This window comes from Acinetobacter sp. IK31 (assembly GCF_035615195.1).
In the GTDB taxonomy this organism is placed as follows: domain Bacteria; phylum Pseudomonadota; class Gammaproteobacteria; order Pseudomonadales; family Moraxellaceae; genus Acinetobacter; species Acinetobacter calcoaceticus_C.
On sequence record NZ_JANBOB010000028.1, the window covers coordinates 1 to 19,585 of the forward strand.

Consider the following 19,585-nt stretch of genomic DNA (forward strand, 5'->3'; position numbering starts at 1 on the left):
TCTCAATACAGACAAAAAAAGGTATAGAAAAAGCAGAAGCTATTGAGAAAAAGTCTGATTTGAGTAGTAGTAAAGAAAAATTAAAGTCAAATCCAGTTCCATCCTCGACTAAGGATATGGTTACTCCACCAGTGCTAACACAAAAAAAGAATGAGAAGAATTATATTACAATTGATGGTGTTGAATACGTTAATAATGAATACTTAGAGAAACAAGAGTTTAATCTTGAAGGTAAAAAACGTTTTTATATTATGCCGGATGGCTTAGGCCGTACGGAGTCTATTGAACGTAAAAAAGGTGTCAGTCAGTCTATTCTTGATAATGTATTAAATCGATCACGAGAAGATCAAGTCTCTTCTGTTGTGCTAGCTCCTACTTATGTAAGATTGTCACATCAGGAGTTAGCGAATACTTTTGAGAATGATATGTGCTTTATTAAAGATGATAATAAGTCAATTAAAAAATTAAGCCAGAATAAAGAAGTTGGTTTATGGCCAAGAAAACCGCTCAAAGAGAAATTTGAATACGAAGTTATAAAAATAGATTCATCTATTAAGAATGTACAAGTGGCATCCTATGCTATGTCCAATGAGAAGCCAGTATATTATTGGCCACTCGCAGTTTTTTTAGATGAAAAGGGTTGTGTTTTAGAAGGTGCTAGTGGTTTTAAGAGTAAAGCATATCCTGCGACGATTTTGCAACATGCATCGATTTCAGGTGTCTTACAAGTGCCTGATCGCTCTTATTATATTATGTTGACGCCTTTATCTTCTGCTGTGGACATGCCGGATCAAGAACTATCGAATCAGGGACAAATTAAAATTTCAGTATTACGTTAAAAATAAATTAGGAATTATGATGAGTAACAAAATTTTATTACCTTTTGCATTATCCACACTGGCAATCTTATTAAATGGTTGTGGTGGTGGCGGTTCAACAATTAACGAAGATCCTACACAAGGAGGGGGTGGTATTCCAACCACCAATTTAGCTTGTAAAGCAGCTAATATTTCAGATGAATCTTGTTTAAACTTTGAACTGGATTATCCAATTGCTGGCCTAAATTTTGATTGTAGTTTATCTCCTAATCAGCATTACATTACAAAACTAGACCGTAACTCGGTTGGAGGCGCTTGTAGTATTAGTAGTGGTAGGTCAGATGAAACGATATCGCTTTATTTGCAAGGAAATAATGCACGTAAGATCTCTTTAGGAACAATAAAGCTTGATTCACTTGGTAAGTATGGGACTGTACATTTAACTGTGTTAGATATGGCTACAGCATTAACTGGTCAGACTCCAACTTCCATGAGCAATACTGATCCAACTATTAGAGTTGCGATGGCTTTAATTAAGCTATTTCAAAGTATTGGTATTGAACGTGGCGATAACGTGATTGGTGATTTACAGCCAACTCAATTTACTCAAGATAAGAAAGACTTACTGAGCAGTTTGACACAAGATGTGACTGTAGCTGAATGGAAAAGTGGTCAATATGCAAACATCTTAAAACCTTGGTTAGATGTAAGCAAAGTTTCTGATGACCAAGCTTACGAGTTGCTTGTTCAATCAACAAATATCGCTAATGCTGGATTATATCAAGCCAATGAAGCAATATATGCTGGATTTAATAATCTACCAGAACCTCTTCCACTGGGTTTCTATGGTTGTAATCAAACATCTTTAACTAAGTGCTTCAGTACCTCTTCAAGTAATTTACGTCATATGATGGGCAATATGTTCTTGCTTACAGACCGTCAAGGCTATGGTTTTGGTTACGGTTTACAATGGCGGGGGGATGCAACTCTTTCCAAAGATGATAAAGGTAATATTTTAGGTGTATTGCCGGCCATTATTTTATTGACCAAAGCAAAACCTGTACAGATGGTTGCTTCAGGACAAAAAGGATGGTTGAGTCCAATTACCAAAGAAATTCAGTCTACTCAGCCATTACGTTTAAGCGTGGACAGTAATGCGAATAATGATTTACAGATTTATCAAGGTAAACTCGTTAATGAATATGCTGTAGCGGGGAACGAAGGTTTTTATAAACAGTTAACACGCACAACTACTGCTGGAAATGCACAACATTATGGTTTGTGGCGTCAAGCTGTAGGTACGGAAAGTTATAATGGTTCTTTAGATATTTTAAAAGCAAATCCAGTAAGCTATTTAGGAAAATCTATTTTTAAAACATCGAAAAATGTGAGCTCTGGCCAGCGTTATGTATTTCCGTTATATGCAACTTTAACTTTTAAGTTTAATACAGCAGGACTTGCTCCAATTGATTTGGGTATTGTGGTTGATGAGTATGGTGATATTCGTACAGATATTAAGCCAAATGCAACTGACACTGACAAATCAGGTCAGTGTGCGACAGTCGCAGATACTAGTCTGATTGATAGTAATGGTATCCAACAATATCGGATCGGGACTACAGGTGGTACACAATCTTCAGATAATGATAGTTCGATTACAGTTCGTATGATTTTATCAAATCCTCAGTTAGGTAACCTTAATGGGATTATGATGGGACTTAATTCTATAGTGAAACAGGATTCTGATATAAAAGATAATATAGATGATTCGATTTCAGTGAGTGGCGCTAAGATTAATATTTACAATCTATTAGCTGGTCAAAATACAGGTAATAGTATTAATTTGAGCACCTTTGAAAATACGACAGTGAATTGGATTAATTTACACGCTTATTATCAGGCTGTTTATAATAGTATTAAGGATATTAGTCCAGCACCAACTGATGAAGAGAAAGCATTAGCACAACGTATTGTTGGAACAGTAACAATCAAACTAGCCGATCAGTCTATTCCAACATGTAAAGCAATTAAAACTAAGTCTTAACATATTAAACAAATAAAAAAGACCGCCTAGCGGTCTTTTTTATTATCTAATTGATTAACCAGTATGGTCTAAACGAGTACCCAAAGTCTCAAGATGTGTTGGGAAAACTTGTTTTTTACGGTCTTCAAAATAATGTCTTAGTGTGTGTTCAACGCTAGGGAAGGCAAGCTCACCCCATGGAATTTCATGTTCTTCAAACAGACGACTCTCGATACTTTCTTCGCCTGCACCAAAAATTCCATCTTTCAGCTGCGCTTTAAACAACACATAAATCTGACCAATACGAGGAATATTGTACATACAGTATAGTTGCTCTATTTCAATCTCGGCTTCTGCTTCTTCACGAGTTTCACGTGCTGCTCCTTGCTCCATGGTTTCGAACAATTCCATATAACCAGCAGGTAGGGTCCATAAACCATAACGAGGTTCAATAGCACGGCGACAGAGTAATATTTTGTCTTCCCATAACGCTAAGGCACCACAGATTACTTTAGGATTTTCATAATGGATATTGCCACACTGAGTACAAACACGACGTACTTTATGATCACCTAAAGGAATTTTTTGTTCGGTTTTATGCCCACACGCTACACAGAAACTCATAATTATCATCGAGTATAGAGATGCCTCAGCATAACTGAATTTTTAGACTTACGCATCAACTCTATGTCTTAAGTTTATTTTTCAGATATGATGCAAAGAGAGACAGAATAATAGGTGAATGGTATGGAAGAGCACTTGCTAACACAAAAGTTACAGCAAAGATTGCGCTTTTCCACCCGCATACAAGAAGCACAAGCTGCAGTACTCATTGCTATTACAAATGAAAATAATCCTAAGGTATTACTCACTCGCCGTTCAATACATATGAACAATCATGCTGGTGAAGTTTCTTTTCCTGGTGGAAAGCGTGATCCAAGTGACGCGAGTAATATTGTTGTTGCGCTAAGAGAAGCTCAGGAAGAGACCGCTTTAAATCCTTTTGATGTGCAGTTGCTCGGCGATTTGCCAATGCAACGTGCAAGAAGCGGGTTATCTGTAAAACCCATCGTTGGGCTTATTCCTCCAGAGATTACGTTAATACCTCAACCTACGGAAATTGATCGAATCTTTTTCGTGCCGTTGCAGCAACTCATCGAGACAAGACCAACGCCTCACGAAGTACGTTATGCCCATCAATCTTTATATTTTCCGAGTTTACAGATTGATAATGAAATTATTTGGGGTTTAACTGCTCGTATGCTAGTTGCTCTGTTTAAATACGGGTTAGGTTATCAAAAAGATTGGCCATTTTTACTTAACTCACCAACCTTTGGTATGCCAAAATTTTCTCATAAGAATAAATGATCAGGACTGATAAATTATGATGTATAGCTATCAAGGACAGCACCCAAAAGCCTTACATGAACCATGGGATGGTTGGGTTGCTCCCACAGCAACGTTGATTGGACAAGTAGAGTTGGGTCGTCAAGTCAGCATCTGGTTTGGTGCAGTAGTTCGTGCTGATAACTGTGTAGTTCGAATTGGTAATTTTTCTAATATTCAAGAAAATTCTGTATTACATACCGATGCTGGGCTAGAGCTCAATATTGGTGAATATGTCACGGTCGGACATAAAGTCATGCTGCATGGCTGTACGATTGGTGACAACAGTTTGATTGGTATGAACGCCGTGATTTTAAATCGGGCTGTGATTGGTAAAAATTGTATTATTGGCGCTAATGCTTTAATTCCAGAAGGGAAAGTCATTCCGGATAATTCAGTCGTTATGGGATCACCCGGCAAAATTGTTAAAACTTTAGATGAAGATGGTGCGGCTAAAATACGGTTGAGTGCATTGCATTATGCTGAACATTTTAAAAGCTACGCTGATTTAAAAGAATTCCACTTTTAACTCTTTTTTAGCAAAAAAAATTATGCCAAGTTAAATCTTGGCATTTTTATTTAGACAGAGAACAACTCGCCTATCAGAGCCGAGTGGGGTATTATAACCCCCGTTTTTAATCTGATTTAATACTAAGGTTGTGCATGAAATTGCTGGCGTTGGAAACTGCAAATGAGCAGTGTTCTATTTCATTAGTCGATGAAACCCAAGAACTGTTTTTTCAACTCGATACGCGGGCGAAAGCACAAACCCAGACCATTTTGCCCATGATTGAGCAGGGGATACAACAAACAGGTCTTGAGGTTGCTGGTCTGGATGCGATTGCCTTTAGTCGTGGCCCGGGTTCTTTTAGTGGTGTCCGAATTAATGCAGCTGTGACTCAGGCTTTAGCATGGTCACAAGATTTACCCGTTATTCCCGTTTCGAGTTTACAAGCTTTAGCACAAGCAGCATACCGACTTGAAGGTTTGGAACAGGTGACTGCGGTTCTCGATGCTCGTATGAATGAAGTTTATATTGCAAGTTTTGTTCTAGATGAACATGGAATTATGCAATGTATTGATGAAGAAAAATTAATGGGCTACGAACCAGCGACTGCTTATGCAAAACATTGCTTAATTGGTTCGGGTGCAAAGCTCCTTCAAGCTGATGCAGAGCATCAAACAATCACTGCAACTGCACAAGACATTGCTTCTATTGCACGTGTTTATGCAGCGCAAAAGCAGTGGGTTGATGCTGAACATGCTTTGCCAGTTTATTTACGTGATGATGCATGGAAAAAAATAGCAGATCAGGGTAAAGCAAAATAAAGGCACTACTCATGCACATATATTTTGAAGTAGATTTTCAAGAACAAGCTCAGAACTACCAAGCTGTGCTTTGTTCTAGAGGTGTGACTGTTGAATTGCAGCCAGTTGAAAAGCTGAATGCACGTTTTTTGCGTTTAAATCCTGAATTGGCACTTTGTGTAGATGAAAACGGGCTATGGTTATCTGCAAATGGCATGAAAATGCAGCCCGACTGGAAAGCCGAAATTTCCCGTTTAAAACGTGCAAGTCTTAAATCAGAAATGATTGCTCGGGCTTGTCAGTTAGGTGAAAAACCTACCTTAATTGATGCTACAGCTGGCTTAGGTCATGATAGTTTACTCATGGCTTATCTTGGCGCACAAATACAATTGGTTGAGCGCCATCCGATTTTATTTACTTTACTTGAAGATGCAAAAGCCCAAGCTGAGCAAGATAGCTTTTTAAGCCAGTTTATGGAACGGATTCAACTGATCTTTGCTGACTCTGCAAGTTATCTACAACAACTACAGCAAACAGCTCAAATGGTTGATGTAGTTTATCTAGACCCGATGTTTCCGCAGCGTGATCAGAATCATCAAGTAGTAAAAAAGCAAGCTCAAGTTAAAAAACAGATGCAGCTTTTACATCTCCTTTTACCCGAAGATGGCGAAATGGATTTAGGTGATAATTTACTGTTTCTGGCGCAGAAAGTTGCTAAACGTGTGGTGGTTAAACGGCCACGCCATGCTGTTTTTCTGGCAAATCAAGAGCCAGCTCATCAATGGCAAGGAGATGCTTGTCGTTTTGATGCGTATTTTCAGTAGGCTTATGTAAGGTTAGGTTTTATTGCTTGAATAATGCACAAATATATGTGATATAGTTCAAAAGCATGATTGCTAAAATTCTTAGCAGGCATACACTTAAGATGCCTGACAAAAACGAAATTTTTGAAAACCTTTTATGATTGATCTTAAACCCTCCATTAACTTTTGGCATGATTTTAAAAGCAACCAAATTGCCGGAATGTGGCTGTTTTTGGGATCAAGACGTTCTTTACAAATTGTACATCCATCTATTCTTCAGCTCATTGTCTGGGGAATTTTAGGGGGCTGTACTAACTCTCTTTATAGCTGGCTTGTGGCTGGTCAAATTGGTGATTTCAATTCACAAGGTTTAATTGGTTACGCACTTTGGCCATTTATTGCTTTAATTGTTGGTATTTTCTTATCACAGCGCACCAATCAACCTCGTTTAATGCTAGTGCCTGCTTTACTTTGGTTGGTTCTAGATACAAATATCTTATTAATTCAATGTTTAATTCAGTATTTGGGTTCTAACGGTTATCTCAACTTTATTCCAGATGCCATTTATAACGGAATTTTACCTAGTCTATTTGTGGCTTTGTTCGTATGGCAAAGTTTAGCGGTGATTTGGGTTTTCTCACGCGAGCTCAAGTGGCCTTGGTGGGAACGTGCACTCGTCATGGTTGCGACTATTGCGACGATGGTGGTCTGGCAACTTTCTGTAAAAGATCAACCTATTTGGAAGGTTGAAGACTCAGCTCCAACATTTGCTGAAGATGCTTTTTATGCGCAAAGTAAGCTGCTGAATGATTCTTTAGAGCAAGTCGAATATGGTGAGCAGGCAAAAAGTCATTGGTATTTTTTAGGCGTGGCAGGTGACAGCTACCAAGATGTTTTTAAATCGGAAGTAGTCCGTATTAAAGAACAGTTTGATACACGTTTTGGAACGATTGGTCGGTCAATGATGCTGGTCAATAATCCAGATACGCGTACTGAAATTCCGATTGCCTCTAAAACCAGTATAGAGTTAGCCCTACGCCGTATGGGTCAGCAAATGAACCGTGATAGTGATGTACTATTTCTATATATGACTTCACACGGTGAACAAAATCACTTCGAAATTGAGAATGCACCATTAGATCTAGGGCAAGTAGACCCTAAATGGTTGCGTGAAACACTTGATAAATCCGGTATTCGCTGGCGTGTGATTGTCATCTCTGCCTGTTATTCAGGAAGCTTTATTCCTGCTTTACAGTCTCCAGATACCTTAATTATTACTGCATCTGCTGCTGATAAAACTTCTTTTGGATGTAATAACGAAGCCGACTATACCTATTTTGGTCGGGCTTTCTTTGATTTGGCTATGCGAGAGCAATCTTCGATGAAAGATTCGTTTAGTACAGCTAAGCAAACAGTAACCAAATGGGAAGTGGCTCAAGGTGTAGAACCTTCAGAGCCTCAGTGGATGATTGGTAAAAATATGGAACTCATGCTACCTCAATTGGAAAAGTATCTATTTCCTCAGCAAAATACTGGTAGTGTAGATATTGCTCAAACAAAAACAGAGGCCAAAAACGATGCAACTCCTGCAAAAAAACCGCTGCTTTGAGGGTGAGCAGCGTATATACCAATTTGAATCTTCTTATTTAAAAGGACCGGCTAAGTTTGGTGTGTATTTGCCACCAGCCGCTTTAGAAGGTAAACCTTGTTCAACCTTGTTTTATTTAGCAGGTTTAACTTGTACTGAAGAAACCTTTGCCATAAAAGCACATGCACAGCATATGGCAGCACAGTTAAGTTTAATATTGATTACGCCAGACACTTCTCCTCGTGGAGAACAAGTCGCTGCAGGGGATAATTGGGATTTAGGTCAAGGTGCAGGTTTCTATATTAATGCAACGCAAGCACCTTGGTCTGATCATTATCAAATGGAAAGCTATTTGATTGATGAGTTATATCCACTTATTTTGAAAAACTTTCCTGTAAATGCTCAACAAGTCGGTATCTTTGGGCACTCAATGGGTGGCCACGGGGCATTAACTTTAGCGTTTAAATATCCTGAAAAGTTCAAGTCTGTATCTGCTTTTGCACCGATCTGTGCACCAACTGAATGTGCATGGGGAGACAAAGCCTTTAGTCATTATTTAGGGGATGACCGCGGTAGCTGGCTGGCTCATGATGCCACAGCTTTAGTTTCAAAAAATGGTGCAGTATTTGATGAAATTTTGCTTGATCAGGGATTGGATGATCAATTTTATGAACAGCTTCACCCTGAAAAATTTAAGCAAGCATGTTTAAAAGTGGGACAGCCTTTAACTTTAAGACAACATGCTGGCTATGATCATGGCTATTACTTTATTCAAACCTTTATGGATGAGCATTTGCAGTTTCATGCAATCCAGTTAGAAAAGGTAAATGGCTAATTAATGCTGCCATTCCACCTGAAATTCTTGTTGAGCCATACGGTTTAGATGATCAAGCACGACTTTTTCTAAGTGGTCGTGGTCATCTAATTGGCTATCAATAGCAACGTTTAACTGCTCTATTTCTGGTGTAAGAGTAATGGTTGCTGTAGGCATTAAGATTTTGAAATCTTGTTCTGTTTCTTGTACTTCAAATTTGTGTTTCCAATGATTAACTAGACGTTTTGCAATACGTTTACCATCGTTTGTTAATAGATGAGTTGTGCTTTTCATTATAAATCCTCACATTGGTTAAATGTACCTTAACAAATTCGTTTAGTCCTTGGCATTCTAATGTTGCAACGTTACGTTGCAAGTTTGAAATGTTGTCATTTAAGCAAGGAAGGGCGGCCCAATTAGGCGGTTTTTTGTTATAATTTAAGCCTCTCCTTAAATTCTTAGCCAGGTCATCCACCTATGTCCAAGCCTTATTTGATTGCTCCTTCTATTTTATCTGCTGACTTTGCTCGTTTAGGTGCAGATGTAGACAAAGTGTTAGCCGCGGGTGCAGATGTAGTGCATTTTGATGTAATGGATAACCACTATGTTCCAAATTTAACTTTTGGTGCTGGCATTTGTAAGGCTTTAAAAAATTATGGAATTAAAGCGCCTGTTGATGTGCATTTAATGGTGTCTCCGGTTGACCGTATTATTGGAGATTTTTTGGAAGCTGGTGCCGATATTATTACGTTTCACCCAGAAGCCTCTCATCACATTGACCGTTCACTACAACTGATTAAATCAGGTGGTGCTAAAGCTGGTCTCGTATTTAACCCTGCAACGCCATTGCATTATCTAGATTATGTACTTGATAAAGTTGACCAAATTTTAATAATGAGTGTGAACCCTGGCTTTGGTGGGCAAAAGTTCATTCCAATGACATTAGAAAAATTACGTGAAGCTCGTAAAATTATTGATGCAAGTGGCCGTGATATTCGTTTAGAAGTCGACGGTGGTGTTGGCCCTGCAAATATTCGTGAAATTGCAGAAGCGGGCGCAGATATGTTTGTTGCAGGTTCAGCAATTTTTGGTCAACCAGATTATAAAGTTGTAATTGATCAAATGCGTGCAGAGCTTGCAAAAGTAGGTAGTGTAGACGCTTAAAAAATATGTTAAACCGAGAATAAGCTTGTGGATAACTTTGTTTATAACTGTATGGATAACTGTGTTGATAACCATATGGATAAGATGTTGGTAAAATAAACAAAATTAGATCAATCGTTTATTCTCTAGGCAGAATGTATGAAAAAAGAACGTTTTGGCGTTCTTTTCTTATGCGAGTTGGATATTTTATTACCTGATTTTTTATTAAGCTCTACTAAAAAATAACCTGTGCAAAAAATGATAATACTGTGTGGACACTTTTTAATAGATATATAGATGTAAAACTGTAAAAGTGTCATGAAAAATAAAGCTAAATTTGGTTTAATAAGATTTTAGTAAGAGATTTAAACAATTAATGACGGTAAAAATTTTAGCGGTAGATATGGATGGGACTTTTCTCAATTCTAAGAAGCAGTACAACAAAGCACGTTTTTTAAAACAGTACGAACAACTCAAACAAAATAATATTCATTTTGTGGTTGCCAGTGGTAACCAACTCGCAAAGCTTGTTACCTACTTTCCAGAAATTAGTCATGAAATCGCTTTTATTGCAGAAAATGGCGCACATGTTGTAGATGCAGGACAAGAAATAGCTTTTGCTCATTTAAGTCAGCAACAATTTATTGAGACTTTAAAGGCGATTGATTCAACTTATACATCTAAAATGGTGATCTGTGGAAAACAGAGTGCTTATGTACATACGAGTATGCAAGCCGAGGACTATGCCAAAGTCGCTCGATATTTTGAAAAACTAACAGTTATAGATGACTTTTATGCACTAGATGACTTAGTGTGCAAAATTACTTTTATTGCTCAGAAAAACGAAAGTTTTACTATTTTTCAAGATCTTCAGCAGCAAAGTTTTGTTGCAGATCAATTATTAGTTCCCGTTTCAAGTGGTTTTGACTTTATCGATCTTATTCTTCCTGACCAGCATAAAGCACATGGTTTGAAGCTTCTATTACAAAAATGGCAAGTTGAACCTGATCAAGTCGTTGCGATTGGCGATAATAATAATGATATCCAGATGATTAAAGCAGTGGGTTATGGATTTGCGGTTGAAAATGCAGTAGAAGCTTTAAAAGCAGTAGCACCGTATACGACTGTGAGTAATGAGCATGAGGGTGCATTGGAAGTGATCGATTTAGTACTTCAGCACCAACCACCATTTGTTTAATTAATTTAAAACAAACAGTTAAGATGGGAAATTGTATCTGTTTTAAAACTTGGTTATGCTAGTACCCTAAGATTTATAAATTGCATAAGGCAATAAACGACAATGGCCCTACAACACTTACGCAAGTATGCTTGGTTTGTGTTCCTAATGACTTTGGTCATTGGGTGGAGTGGTGTGTCTATTGCTCAGACGTCTATGCAGCATGATCTTCACACTATGCCGTGTCATAGTGAAAAAACTTCGCATAAGAATATGCATGTTCAAGCAGATGATCAGACTGTATGTCACCAAACCATGCTTCAGTCTGATCATTCGCACGGTGAGCATTGTAAGGACTGTAACCCCGTACATTGTCAAATCGTGAATCTGGCATTGCAACAAGCAGTCCCAGATGTTGAATCACAATTTATTCCCATATCATCTCAATTTAGCAGTATTTATCAGGCTCAGCATTTAGCCGGCTACTGGCAAGAAATTTTACGTCCTCCTAAAGCTTAATCCTTACTTACTTATTTTTTTAATTAAAAAGGATTACAGCAATGTCTCATAAAACAATTAGCAGCTTAGTCGCTGTATTTGGGCTATTGGTTTCACCATGGTCCCTCGCGGCAATTAAGGAATATCACCTTAATATTAATGAACAACAGGTAAATGTTACTGGTCAACCGTTAAAGCGAATTACAGTAAATGGAAAATTTACAGCACCACTCCTTGAGTTTGAGGAAGGGGATGACGCTGTTATTCATGTGCATAACCAATTAAAGAATCAGGATACGTCTTTGCACTGGCATGGTTTGTTATTGCCGGGATTAATGGATGGTGTACCGGGTTTTAATAATTTTAAAGGAATTGCTCCAAACGGAGATTTTGTTTACCGCTTTAAGGTGAAACAAAACGGCACTTACTGGTACCACGCCCACAGTAAAGGCCAAGAGCAAGACGGTTTATATGGCCCACTCGTGATTTACCCGAAAGGGAGAACACCAGTTGCAGCGCATGAAAAAACTGACCGTGATTATGTTGTGATGCTCTCAGATTTTCATAATTCTTCTAGTGATAGCATTATGAAGAATTTGAAAAAATCTGCTGAGTATTATCAAAATCGCCGTGAAACCGTATCTGATGTATGGAAGCAGGTTAAAGCTCAAGGTTTAAAAGCAACTTGGCAAGATCGTTCGATGTGGAATCAGATGCGGATGTTAAAAACAGATATGTCTGATGTGACGGGTTATACCTTCTTAGTCAACGGAAAAACACCGCAGCAAAACTGGACAGGTGATTTTAAGGCGGGAGATAAAGTCCGACTACGTTTCATTAATGCCTCTGCAATGTCATTTTTTGATGTCAGAATTCCAAACTTGAAAATGACAGTCGTGAGTGCAGATGGGCAGCCAGTCAAGCCTGTTGCAATTGATGAGTTTCGTATTGGCACAGCCGAAACCTACGATGTGATTGTTGAACCTAAACAGGCAAATTATCAGATTGAAGCAGAGTCAATTGACCGTAGCGGTTTTGCCATTGGTACTTTGCATGATGAAAATACTCAGTCGGCGGGGCCAATTAAAATGCCGCAGTCACGCCCGCGATCTTTATTGACCATGGAAGATATGGGTATGAGTCATGGTGATGGATCGAGTGATGAACATGCTAGCCATCAAATGAACATGCAACATGACATGTCGGCGATGCCGGAAGTGAAAAAAGAGGCAAGCCATGCCAATCATGATCATGCAATGATGAACATGGACCATGGCATGAAAGACATGTCATCTGACAAAAATGATCATTCCATGATGCAAATGAAGCACGACATGTCAGCTATGCCTGAAATGAAACACGATGTGCAGGCAAAGCCATCTAGTGAGCATGATCACGCTATGATGAATATGAAGCATGAGATGCTAGCTCAATCTGAGAATACGAATAAAAAAGATGAGCCAGTGTATGGCTGGGCAAATGCTTCAACACCAGCTGGTATGAAGGCTCTTCAATATAGTGATTTGCAGTCTTTAACACCTCAGCCAGACACGCGTGCCCCAGAGAGAGAACTCGTTATTCGTTTAGGCGGAAACATGGAGCGTTATATCTGGACCATTAATGGCAAGAAATTTAGTGAAGCTGAGCCATTGCAAGTTAAATATGGCGAACGTATTCGCTTGAAGTTCGTGAATGACAGCATGATGGCGCATCCAATGCATTTACATGGCATGTTTATGCAATTGGAAAATGGTCAGCAAGCTGAAAACTTACCCAATAAACATACTGTTATTGTTCCACCAGGAAAGACTGTTACTGCGTTATTGACAGCCGATGCTTTGGGAGAATGGGCAATTCATTGTCATCTGCTTTATCACATGAGTGCAGGAATGATGAATAAGTTGATTGTGGCTCAAGTAAATGATGGACAACCCACATCTCAAGCACCTGTTCAATCTGAAAATGAGAAAGGAGCTAGTCATGCACATCACTAAGTTATTTTCTCAAATGATATGTTGCGGTGTTTTCTCTGGCGTATCGGTTGTTACTTTTGCTCAAGAACCTTTAACACATGATCATTTACGCGAACATGGTGGTCAGGTTTATCAGGCGACTACGATTGATACGGGCTGGACTCAAAATGAAGAAGGAGAAGGCAGTTTTTCTTCTGAATTAGAAAGTTGGGTGGGAACTGATGAAAACAAATTGTTCATTAAAGCTCATGTTGAAAAAGCCGAGTCCGAAGATGCTAATTACGGCGGTTCAGTACTTTATAGCCGCAATGTAGCTGACTATTGGGATGTACAGGCTGGGGTGAACTATGAACGTTTGCAAAGAGAAGGGAATAAAGAAGACCGCTGGGCAGGTGTAGTGGGTTTACATGGTTTAGCCCCTTACTTTTTTGAAACCGATGCCTATCTGTATGCAGGTGAAGATCAGTTGTGGAAGCTAAGCTTAGAAACTGAAAGAGACTTACTCTTTACCCAAAAGTTAATTGGTAAACCTTATTTAAAAGCAGATGTTGTTTTGCAAGATGAATCTCGTTATGCCATTAAAACAGGTATCGCGAGTTTGCAAGCTGGTTTTCAAACCCGTTATGAAATCAACAAAAAGGTAATGCCATTTGTTGATGTTGGTTATGGCTATGAAAAAGGTTTAAAACAGACGGCTTGGCAAACTGGAACCGACTCTGAACATGGTTGGTATTATGGAGCAGGGTTAACACTAAAATTCTAATTGCAGAACAAAAAGTAAGCTTAACGACATGCCATTGGTTTATACTAATGGCATTGTTTTTTGTGTCAGTTATGGTGCACAGATGGCTTTAGAAAAACAAGAGAATCAAATAAATGCAAATAAAAATTGCTCAAATTGTGGGTGTACAAGTGAAGTCGCACCTCAAAAAGATATGGGTGCAAGCCAGCTCGTCTCTAAAAAGAGTCAATGGGTAAGCTATTATCATATTCCCAAAATGGATTGTGCCGCAGAAGAGCAGATGGTACGGATGGCATTAGCCTCTTACGCTGATGATATTCAAGAACTCTATTTTGATTTACCTGCCCGTCATTTAGCGGTTTATCATAGTGCTCAGGCTGAAATGTTAACCCAAAGCTTACAGCGCCTAGGCTTGGGCGCAGAATTGCAGCAGACGCAACCTCATTATGATTACGTCGAAAAACCTAAAAAAGTACGAAGTAACACTTCTACAAGTGCATCGCAAAAACAGGTTTTACAGTGGTTATTACTGATTAATGCTGTCATGTTCGTCATTGAGTTTATGGCAGGCATCATTGCATCATCGACAGGGTTAATCGCCGATTCACTTGATATGTTTGCAGACGCTGCAATCTATGGCATTGCCTTATTCGTAGTCGGTAAAAATCTTAACGCTCAATTAAAAGCTGCACATCTTTCTGGTTGGTTTCAGTTCGGTTTAGCCATGATTGTTTTAATTGATGTGCTACGCCGTTTTGTATATGGCAGTGAACCTGTTTCAATTTTAATGATTTTAATTGGTGGATTAGCCCTTGCGGCGAATATTACTTGTCTTTATTTAATGAGTGATCACAAAAATAGTGGAGCACACATGAAGGCAAGTTATATCTTCTCTGCCAATGATGTGATTGTAAATTTAGGGGTTATTGTTGCTGGCATTCTAGTTGCTTTTACAGGTTCGAATTATCCTGACTTAATTATTGGATTGATTGTTGTATTATTCGTTTTAAATAGTGCTCGAAAAATTCTACTCCTAAAAAATGAATAGTTTCAGGTTTTAACTTATTTGAATATATAAGAAATTTAATTTTAAAATTTAGTAAGTGAAGGTGATGTAATTGATATCAATTGCCTTCATTTTTTATTTTAAAGTAAACTCCTAGTTCAATAGAAAGGAGGAACGACCTCCCCCAGACTGGGTAATCATGTCAGGACGACCTGACAATAAGAACAAGTGAACGTTATGGCTTGGGCAATTTTAATTTTAGCAGGTGTATTTGAAATTATTTGGGCATATTCTATGAAAATGTCCGAAGGTTTTACCCGCTTAACTCCTAGTATTATTACTGTGGTTTTTATGATTTTGAGTGTAGTTCTACTTTCAATTTCAATGAAAACTTTACCCCTTGGCACTGCCTATACGGTTTGGACAGGAATTGGCGCAATTGGATCATTTCTAGTCGGTATATTCTTTCTCAATGAACCTATGGGTGCTATGCGAATGATTGCCGCTGTACTGATTGTGTCAGGTTTGGTTTTAATGAAAATTTCGTCGCCGTCCTAAGAGAATAAACTATGTTGCTATCTTATAAGTATATTGATTCGCCTGTTGGTCAATTAAAGTTAGTCGCGAATGAAAACGCTTTGGTAGCAGTACTCTGGGACAATGAAAATCCGAAACGTGTTCGGCTGGCTGAGCTGGTCGAACAACTTGAACATCCAGTTTTATTAAAAACTCAGCAGCAATTAGAAGAATATTTTGAAGGCAAACGCTGTGAGTTTACTTTGCCGTTAGATTTTGAAGGAACCTTGTTTCAAAAACAGGTCTGGGCTGCGTTACTCACCATCCCTTATGGGGAAACAAGAAGTTATAAAGAAATCGCAATTCAAATTGGTAATGAAAAAGCGGTACGAGCAGTGGGCGCTGCAAATGGAAAAAACCCGATTTCGATTATTGCGCCGTGTCATCGGGTTATCGGTGCGAGTGGGGCATTAGTTGGTTTTGCTGGTGGTCTTGATAAGAAAGATATTTTGTTGAAACTAGAGCAACAATGAGCCGTTTTGCGCTCGATTTTTTTAGACTTTTCTAATAAGCTGTTAACAATGATATTTCATGAAGAAAGTGCTTCATTGCATCGCTTTTTTGAAATATTGATCTTATTCATAACAAACTCTGGATGTTCTAAAAATGGCTGTCGGTGACGTAACAATGCCACAAATGCATGTGGTAAAAGGTGTAAAAATTGGCTCAACAGAAGCATATGTACGTTACCCGAACCGACGAGATTTAGTCATTTTTGAGTTTGCAAAAGGTTCAAATGTTGCAGGTGTTTTTACCCAAAATGCATTTTGTGCCGCACCTGTTCATGTCTCTAAAGCTCATCTTGCACAAGGAAACCCTCGCTATTTAGTGATTAATACGGGCAATGCCAATGCAGGAACTGGGCCGACAGGCTTGAAAAATGCTCAAGATACTTGCGCAAAATTAGCTGAGATTGCTGGGGTAAATAGCTCAGAAATTTTACCATTTTCTACAGGTGTGATTGGCGAACAGCTTCCAATGGAACGTTTACTCGCTGGACTTCGACCTGCATTAAACACTTTGCAAGAGGCTGCTTGGTATGACGCTGCATCTGGCATTATGACCACAGATACAGTACCCAAAGGCGCATCTGAACAATTTGAAATTGATGGCATTACTTACACCATGACAGGTATTAGTAAAGGCGCTGGCATGATTCGTCCAAACATGGCAACCATGCTGAGCTTTGTAGCTACAGATGCACCTATTAGCCATGATTTAGTACAAAGCTTATTAAAGACAACAGTTGAGCATTCATTTAACCGTATTACGATTGATGGCGATACCTCAACCAATGACTCTTGTATTTTTGTGGCAACAGGTCAGGCGGGTGGAGCTGAAATTACTTCAATTAATGATGCACGCTACGCTCAAGTGTTAGAAGTACTGGCTCGTGTTATGAATCGTTTAGCTCAGTTAATTGTACGTGACGGCGAAGGTGCAACGAAGTTTATTACTGTTGCTGTAGACAGTGGTGCCGATACTCAAGAATGTTGTGATATTGCTTATAGTATTGCTCATTCACCGTTAGTAAAAACCGCACTTTTTGCATCTGACCCGAACTGGGGACGTATTTTGGCGGCAATTGGCTATGCTGGGGTGAAAGACTTAGACGTGTCTAAAATTCAAGTGTGGCTAGATGAAGTACAAATCTGTAAAGATGGCGGAGCTGCCGAGGATTATACCGAAGAGGCGGGTGCGCGTGTTATGGCACAAACAGAAATTACCATTCGAGTTGATTTAGGACGCGGTCAAGCCAAAGACACGGTATATACCTGTGACTTATCTTATGACTATGTCAAGATTAATGCTGATTACCGTTCGTAAATATTCAGTTATAATCAAGCCTCGACAAAGAGGCTTTTTTATTAGCCCCACCTTTTGATATTAAATGATTGAACTATTAAATCATTTAAGCAGTAACGTTATATGCGAGCAGGTATGCCAGCATGAAGGATAGAGAAGACGTTTTATGAGTGATGCGACTTTAATTGCCAACGATGCAAAAAACATTGTACAAGCGCATTTAGACCGTTTAGGTGAGCCAAAAGACAACCGCTTAAGTGAAGAAGCAAAACAACAAAAGTTTGCACAGATCGAAGCAGAGCTCAAAAAACGTGATGCTGTCCTTGTTGCACACTACTATTGCGACCCTGAAGTACAGGAGCTTGCTGAAAAAACAGGTGGTTGTGTTTCTGATTCTTTAGAAATGGCCCGTTTCGGACGAGATCATCCTGCCTCTACACTGGTTGTGGCAGGTGTAAAATTTATGGGAGAAACAGCTAAAATTCTGTCTCCTGAAAAAACAATTCTCATGCCGACACTCGAAGCGACGTGTTCACTCGATTTAGGTTGTCCAGTTGATGAGTTCACAGCATTTTGTGATCAGCATCCTGACTACACCGTAGTAGTCTATGCAAATACCTCGGCTGCTGTTAAAGCACGAGCAGACTGGGTGGTGACATCAAGCTGTGCAGTCGAAATTGTTGAACATCTTGATAGCTTGGGTGAGAAAATTATCTGGGCACCAGATCAGCACTTAGGCCGTTATATTCAAAAGAAAACCGGTGCAGATATGTTGCTTTGGGATGGCGCATGTATTGTGCATGAAGAGTTCCGTGCACGTGGTATTGCCAACATGAAAGCACTGTATCCAGATGCAGCTGTATTGGTACATCCAGAGTCGCCAGAGTCGGTTGTAGACATTGCTGATGCGGTAGGTAGTACTTCTCAATTGATTAAAGCTGCGCAGACTTTGCCAAATGAAAGACTCATTGTGGCAACTGACCGTGGTATTTTCTACAAAATGCAGCAAGCTGTACCAAATAAAATTTTAGTTGAGGCTCCAACAGCAGGTGAGGGTGCAACTTGCCGTTCATGTGCTCACTGTCCGTGGATGGCAATGAACGAACTCGACGGAATTTTAGAAGTTTTACAGAAAGGCGATCAGGAAATACACGTTGAACCAGCGCTTGCTGAACGTGCCAAAATGCCTTTAGATCGAATGTTAGCCTTTAGTGCATCGTTAAAGCGTTAAAAAACCTCAAAATGCTTGTTAAATATACATTTGATAAGGATTTTTAAACTTTTTTGACAATAGGTGTTGACGTCTGAGGGCGTCGCGCCTAGAATGCACACCGTACCGCACGATGTGCGATACAGCAAAAGCTGAGATAGATCGGAGCATAGCACAGCCTGGTAGTGCACCTGGTTTGGGACCAGGGGGTCGTAGGTTCGAATCCTACTGCTCCGACCACTTAAAATAATATTTTAAGATCGGCGAAGTATCGCATGATAAGCATCATCGGTTAAGCGCCTGTAGCTCAGTTGGATAGAGCATCCGCCTTCTAAGCGGATGGTCACAGGTTCGAATCCTGTCAGGCGCGCCACTCGGTAGCTTGGTACATAGAACTATTTGATGGTGGATGTAGCTCAGTTGGTAGAGCCCTGGATTGTGATTCCAGTTGTCGCGGGTTCGAATCCCGTCATTCACCCCAATTCGGAGCATAGCACAGCCTGGTAGTGCACCTGGTTTGGGACCAGGGGGTCGTAGGTTCGAATCCTACTGCTCCGACCATATTTAGAAGCGTTCAAGCTTTATAAAATATCCCAAATATTAAAAAGAATTTCTTCTTATCTTATAGATAGAAGAAATTTTTTTGTTTTCTATTTAAAAAATCTAATTCAAACGCATTTCAATGCTTGAACTCGTTTCCTTATACACATATAA

General features: G+C 39.2%; 20 protein-coding genes and 4 tRNA genes. 22 read left to right on the plus strand and 2 right to left on the minus strand.

What is annotated here, in order from left to right:
• Positions 1-839: putative pilus assembly protein FilE (filE, locus tag MSG66_RS13215; RefSeq protein WP_324654348.1), on the plus strand; the 839-nt coding region annotated here is incomplete at its 5' end.
• 13 nt (positions 840-852) lie between these two features.
• Entirely contained in the window at positions 853-2,862 is a 2,010-nt protein-coding gene (locus MSG66_RS13220) for a protein FilF (RefSeq protein WP_324654357.1), read from the plus strand.
• Between the two features lie 54 nt (positions 2,863-2,916).
• Here the strand turns inward: MSG66_RS13220 and MSG66_RS13225 are convergent, their stop codons facing one another.
• The gene (locus MSG66_RS13225) at positions 2,917-3,465 is read right to left on the minus strand and encodes an NUDIX hydrolase (protein ID WP_324654349.1); all 549 of its coding nucleotides are present in this window, start codon (positions 3,463-3,465) and stop codon (positions 2,917-2,919) included.
• Positions 3,466-3,579: 114 nt separating this feature from the next.
• Between MSG66_RS13225 and MSG66_RS13230 the strand changes: the two genes are divergently transcribed.
• The 6 genes from MSG66_RS13230 (at position 3,580) to fghA (ending at position 8,761) form a co-directional block, all read left to right on the plus strand.
• Positions 3,580-4,209 (plus strand): CoA pyrophosphatase, encoded by a 630-nt coding sequence (locus tag MSG66_RS13230; protein WP_324654350.1) that lies wholly within the window; start codon positions 3,580-3,582, stop codon positions 4,207-4,209.
• A 19-nt stretch (positions 4,210-4,228) separates the two neighbouring features.
• Entirely contained in the window at positions 4,229-4,756 is a 528-nt protein-coding gene (locus tag MSG66_RS13235; protein ID WP_114253416.1) for a gamma carbonic anhydrase family protein, read from the plus strand.
• Between the two features lie 134 nt (positions 4,757-4,890).
• Complete coding sequence (gene tsaB, locus MSG66_RS13240; RefSeq protein ID WP_262474702.1) at positions 4,891-5,556, plus strand: tRNA (adenosine(37)-N6)-threonylcarbamoyltransferase complex dimerization subunit type 1 TsaB; 666 nt, start codon at positions 4,891-4,893, stop codon at positions 5,554-5,556.
• An 11-nt stretch (positions 5,557-5,567) separates the two neighbouring features.
• The gene (locus MSG66_RS13245; RefSeq protein ID WP_324654351.1) at positions 5,568-6,359 is read left to right on the plus strand and encodes a class I SAM-dependent methyltransferase; all 792 of its coding nucleotides are present in this window, start codon (positions 5,568-5,570) and stop codon (positions 6,357-6,359) included.
• A 136-nt stretch (positions 6,360-6,495) separates the two neighbouring features.
• Positions 6,496-7,947 (plus strand): C13 family peptidase, encoded by a 1,452-nt coding sequence (locus tag MSG66_RS13250; protein ID WP_042898581.1) that lies wholly within the window; start codon positions 6,496-6,498, stop codon positions 7,945-7,947.
• Positions 7,916-8,761, plus strand: a complete 846-nt coding sequence (gene fghA / locus MSG66_RS13255) for an S-formylglutathione hydrolase (RefSeq protein ID WP_324654352.1) — start codon at positions 7,916-7,918, stop codon at positions 8,759-8,761. The genes MSG66_RS13250 and fghA overlap by 32 nt, the downstream gene beginning before the upstream one ends.
• Here the strand turns inward: fghA and MSG66_RS13260 are convergent, their stop codons facing one another.
• The gene (locus tag MSG66_RS13260) at positions 8,762-9,034 is read right to left on the minus strand and encodes a DUF2218 domain-containing protein (protein WP_133975265.1); all 273 of its coding nucleotides are present in this window, start codon (positions 9,032-9,034) and stop codon (positions 8,762-8,764) included.
• A 183-nt stretch (positions 9,035-9,217) separates the two neighbouring features.
• Here MSG66_RS13260 and rpe point away from each other — a divergent pair, with 183 nt between their 5' ends.
• From rpe to MSG66_RS13330, 14 genes are all read left to right on the plus strand, one after another.
• Entirely contained in the window at positions 9,218-9,904 is a 687-nt protein-coding gene (gene rpe, locus MSG66_RS13265) for a ribulose-phosphate 3-epimerase (protein ID WP_202743710.1), read from the plus strand.
• A gap of 355 nt (positions 9,905-10,259) precedes the next feature.
• Positions 10,260-11,081 carry a Cof-type HAD-IIB family hydrolase gene (locus MSG66_RS13270; RefSeq protein WP_133975263.1) on the plus strand — a complete coding sequence of 274 codons (822 nt, stop codon included), beginning with the start codon at positions 10,260-10,262 and terminating at the stop codon, positions 11,079-11,081.
• A 102-nt stretch (positions 11,082-11,183) separates the two neighbouring features.
• Entirely contained in the window at positions 11,184-11,579 is a 396-nt protein-coding gene (locus MSG66_RS13275; RefSeq protein WP_133975261.1) for a hypothetical protein, read from the plus strand.
• Between the two features lie 41 nt (positions 11,580-11,620).
• The gene (locus MSG66_RS13280) at positions 11,621-13,552 is read left to right on the plus strand and encodes a copper resistance system multicopper oxidase (protein ID WP_324654353.1); all 1,932 of its coding nucleotides are present in this window, start codon (positions 11,621-11,623) and stop codon (positions 13,550-13,552) included.
• Positions 13,539-14,294: a copper resistance protein B gene (locus tag MSG66_RS13285; RefSeq protein WP_324654354.1), complete on the plus strand. Its 756-nt coding sequence runs from the start codon at positions 13,539-13,541 to the stop codon at positions 14,292-14,294. The genes MSG66_RS13280 and MSG66_RS13285 overlap by 14 nt, the downstream gene beginning before the upstream one ends.
• Before the next feature lie 28 nt (positions 14,295-14,322).
• Positions 14,323-15,321 carry a cation transporter gene (locus MSG66_RS13290; RefSeq protein ID WP_324654355.1) on the plus strand — a complete coding sequence of 333 codons (999 nt, stop codon included), beginning with the start codon at positions 14,323-14,325 and terminating at the stop codon, positions 15,319-15,321.
• Positions 15,322-15,516: 195 nt separating this feature from the next.
• Positions 15,517-15,837 carry a DMT family transporter gene (locus MSG66_RS13295; protein WP_042898571.1) on the plus strand — a complete coding sequence of 107 codons (321 nt, stop codon included), beginning with the start codon at positions 15,517-15,519 and terminating at the stop codon, positions 15,835-15,837.
• An 11-nt stretch (positions 15,838-15,848) separates the two neighbouring features.
• Entirely contained in the window at positions 15,849-16,328 is a 480-nt protein-coding gene (locus tag MSG66_RS13300; RefSeq protein WP_202743703.1) for a methylated-DNA--[protein]-cysteine S-methyltransferase, read from the plus strand.
• A gap of 133 nt (positions 16,329-16,461) precedes the next feature.
• The gene (gene argJ / locus MSG66_RS13305; RefSeq protein WP_324654356.1) at positions 16,462-17,682 is read left to right on the plus strand and encodes a bifunctional glutamate N-acetyltransferase/amino-acid acetyltransferase ArgJ; all 1,221 of its coding nucleotides are present in this window, start codon (positions 16,462-16,464) and stop codon (positions 17,680-17,682) included.
• A 145-nt stretch (positions 17,683-17,827) separates the two neighbouring features.
• On the plus strand, positions 17,828-18,892 hold the full coding sequence (nadA, locus tag MSG66_RS13310) for a quinolinate synthase NadA (protein ID WP_133975254.1): 1,065 nt from the start codon (positions 17,828-17,830) through the stop codon (positions 18,890-18,892).
• Positions 18,893-19,034: 142 nt separating this feature from the next.
• Positions 19,035-19,111: transfer RNA gene (locus tag MSG66_RS13315), tRNA-Pro, on the plus strand.
• Positions 19,112-19,167: 56 nt separating this feature from the next.
• Positions 19,168-19,244, plus strand: a tRNA-Arg gene (locus MSG66_RS13320).
• Between the two features lie 32 nt (positions 19,245-19,276).
• Positions 19,277-19,352 (plus strand) — tRNA-His (locus MSG66_RS13325).
• Between the two features lie 3 nt (positions 19,353-19,355).
• Positions 19,356-19,432 (plus strand) — tRNA-Pro (locus MSG66_RS13330).
• Positions 19,433-19,585: the final 153 nt, after the last annotated feature.

Excerpts from the sequence above, each read along its gene's own strand:
- tsaB (WP_262474702.1), top strand. The coding sequence starts at position 4,891 with ATGAAATTGCTGGCGTTGGAAACTGCAAATGAGCAGTGTTCTATTTCA.
- MSG66_RS13260 (WP_133975265.1), bottom strand. The coding sequence starts at position 9,034 with ATGAAAAGCACAACTCATCTATTAACAAACGATGGTAAACGTATTGCA.
- MSG66_RS13225 (WP_324654349.1), bottom strand. The coding sequence starts at position 3,465 with ATGAGTTTCTGTGTAGCGTGTGGGCATAAAACCGAACAAAAAATTCCT.
- MSG66_RS13285 (WP_324654354.1), top strand. The coding sequence starts at position 13,539 with ATGCACATCACTAAGTTATTTTCTCAAATGATATGTTGCGGTGTTTTC.
- MSG66_RS13245 (WP_324654351.1), top strand. The coding sequence starts at position 5,568 with ATGCACATATATTTTGAAGTAGATTTTCAAGAACAAGCTCAGAACTAC.
- MSG66_RS13300 (WP_202743703.1), top strand. The coding sequence starts at position 15,849 with ATGTTGCTATCTTATAAGTATATTGATTCGCCTGTTGGTCAATTAAAG.
- MSG66_RS13290 (WP_324654355.1), top strand. The coding sequence starts at position 14,323 with ATGCCATTGGTTTATACTAATGGCATTGTTTTTTGTGTCAGTTATGGT.
- rpe (WP_202743710.1), top strand. The coding sequence starts at position 9,218 with ATGTCCAAGCCTTATTTGATTGCTCCTTCTATTTTATCTGCTGACTTT.
- MSG66_RS13275 (WP_133975261.1), top strand. The coding sequence starts at position 11,184 with ATGGCCCTACAACACTTACGCAAGTATGCTTGGTTTGTGTTCCTAATG.
- MSG66_RS13235 (WP_114253416.1), top strand. The coding sequence starts at position 4,229 with ATGTATAGCTATCAAGGACAGCACCCAAAAGCCTTACATGAACCATGG.
- argJ (WP_324654356.1), top strand. The coding sequence starts at position 16,462 with ATGGCTGTCGGTGACGTAACAATGCCACAAATGCATGTGGTAAAAGGT.
- MSG66_RS13280 (WP_324654353.1), top strand. The coding sequence starts at position 11,621 with ATGTCTCATAAAACAATTAGCAGCTTAGTCGCTGTATTTGGGCTATTG.
- fghA (WP_324654352.1), top strand. The coding sequence starts at position 7,916 with ATGCAACTCCTGCAAAAAAACCGCTGCTTTGAGGGTGAGCAGCGTATA.
- MSG66_RS13295 (WP_042898571.1), top strand. The coding sequence starts at position 15,517 with ATGGCTTGGGCAATTTTAATTTTAGCAGGTGTATTTGAAATTATTTGG.
- MSG66_RS13270 (WP_133975263.1), top strand. The coding sequence starts at position 10,260 with ATGACGGTAAAAATTTTAGCGGTAGATATGGATGGGACTTTTCTCAAT.
- MSG66_RS13250 (WP_042898581.1), top strand. The coding sequence starts at position 6,496 with ATGATTGATCTTAAACCCTCCATTAACTTTTGGCATGATTTTAAAAGC.
- nadA (WP_133975254.1), top strand. The coding sequence starts at position 17,828 with ATGAGTGATGCGACTTTAATTGCCAACGATGCAAAAAACATTGTACAA.